1 protein-coding gene and 1 pseudogene are annotated in these 2,140 nt (G+C 65.9%); one reads left to right on the plus strand and one right to left on the minus strand.

Going from position 1 to position 2,140, the window contains the following annotated elements; genetic code table 11:
• Window positions 1-546 precede the first annotated feature (546 nt).
• Entirely contained in the window at window positions 547-1,371 is an 825-nt protein-coding gene (gene hutG, locus I71_RS07480) for an N-formylglutamate deformylase (RefSeq protein ID WP_042693379.1), read from the plus strand.
• A gap of 120 nt (window positions 1,372-1,491) precedes the next feature.
• Here the strand turns inward: hutG and I71_RS07485 are convergent.
• Window positions 1,492-2,140: pseudogene (locus I71_RS07485) on the minus strand (ATP-binding protein); the annotation flags it as partial.

A 2,140-nucleotide genomic window follows, 5' to 3' on the forward strand; every position in this document is an offset into this window, starting at 1 on the left:
CAGGGTGTCTCGGCAAATCCGGTGTCCGGCTTGCCCAGACCGCCCATCCGGCGACCGGAGCGAGCGCAAGCGGCAATAGAAACTGGCGGCGGCCGGGCATGGCCGTGCCGAGGGCAGCGCCGAGACGGGTGACGGTGTTCATGGTCGCTTCTCCCCTGCTGCGTTGATTCGTCACCGGGGCTGCGAAGTCGGGGCGCCGTGCATTGAGGAGGTCGTCGGTCCGGTCGCCTGGGAACAATCCGGGGGACAGCCTGAGGAACAGCCCGAAAAACAGCGTTGTCCGGTGCGGGGCGACGCCTTCTGCCGGGCGGCCGCCGATTGCGCGAAAGTCTCCGGCAGGCGCAGCTCAAGGTCAACCGGCAATTCGGTGCGGCATGGGAGGGAATGTTGCGTGAAAGGACAGGTTTCCGCCGACGCGCCATTCCTACTCTTTCAAAAAAACGCAATATGTTTGACGGGGTGCGCCACAGCGCTTCATAGTCGCACCACTGGCGCTGCCGCACTGCACACAATCCAGCGCAAGCCGTTCCGATGACGAGACGAGCCATGGAAACCTTCCGCTTCCAGCCGGGTGAAACCCCGGTCCTGCTCAACATTCCGCATGTCGGGACCATAATTCCACCGGACATCGCCGCGACGATGACGCCGGCCGGTCTGGCGCAACCCGATGTCGATCGCCATCTGGACCGGTTGTACCACTTCGCCCCCGCGCTCGGAATTGGATTTCTGACCGCCCTCTGTTCGCGATACGTGGTGGACCTGAACCGCGACCCCGACGGTGCGGTGCATCATCCTGGGCTGGATCCCACCGAAATATGCCCGCTGACCAGCTTTGAACGCGCACCGATCTACCAGCCGGGGCTTGAACCCGACCGCGCTGAGATCGAGCGGCGGATCGGGGCTTACTGGCGCCCCTACCACGATCAGTTGCGCAGCGAACTGCAAGCTTTGCGTGACCGTTACGGCGTGGCCATCCTGTTCGACGCCCATTCGGTGCGCAGCCGGGTTCCCCGCCTTTTCGACGGCACGCTGCCCGACTTCAACCTGGGCACCGGCGACGGCAGCAGCGCCGCCCAGCCGCTGGTCGTGCGGCTGATGAACGTCCTTTCGGCATCGGAACGTTATTCGGCCGCACTGAACGGTCGCCTGCGCGGCGGCTTCATCATCCGCAGCTATGGCCAGCCGGAAGAGAACATCCACGCCATCCAGCTGGAACTCACTCAGTCCACCTATATGGACGAGGCCCCGCCCTATCACTTCCGCCCCGCCCTGGCGGCGGACGTGAAGCCGTCGCTGGAACGGCTGCTGAGCGTGGTCGTCGAATGGGCCTGGCAGAAAGCCAGCGGCCGGCGGCGGGCAGCGTTCCTGTAGCGCTCGGCCACATCGCCACCGAACCTATCCCTTGCCCCCTGGCGGCAAAGACCCGTCATGAAAGAACGGCCCTCCCCCGTCGCCGGAGAAGGGCCGAAGGGCGGCCTGATCGGGGATGGATCAGATCTGGCCGCGCTCGCTCGCCTGACGCATCAGGACGTATTGACGCATCATCTGGTTGCGGAAGCGGTAGCGTTCCAGTCCCGGTTCGACCACCGGGGCCAGGACACCACCATGGTCTTCCCGCGTCAGACGTTTCAGCAGGTCGAGCGTCGCGGCATTGGGCAATTCGCCGCCGCCACCCGCCAGATCCTTGGGATCGAACACGCCATAGGCATCGGCCGGGCACAGCGCCGCGGCCAGCAGCGCGTCCTCCAGCTCGGCCCGGCGGTCGGCGGCCAACGCACGGGCATAGCTGTCGACGATGCCGCGCTCAGCCTCCTGCAGGCAGCGGGCAACGGCATAGGCGAGGTCCTGCTTTTCGACCAGCTTGCTGCCGCGGCTGACGGCGCTGCGCGCCGCATGCAGGCCCAGAAGCTGCGCATAGTAGGGCAAACCGCGCACGAATTCGGCGATCCGCCGCACCACGTCGGGAGCGAACTCGATACCGGCATTCTGCGCGCCGGCCTGGATCAGGCGGCCGATCTCCTGATCGGTCATCAGCGGCAGATGCACCGGCACCAGCGAGCGCTGGATCGACGGGTGCTTGCCAAGGAGCTGGTCGAGGTTCTCGGCGACACCGACCACCAGCAGGGTGACGGGAATCGAG

Source organism: Azospirillum sp. B506 (assembly GCF_000333595.1).
Classification (GTDB): Bacteria; Pseudomonadota; Alphaproteobacteria; order Azospirillales; family Azospirillaceae; genus Azospirillum.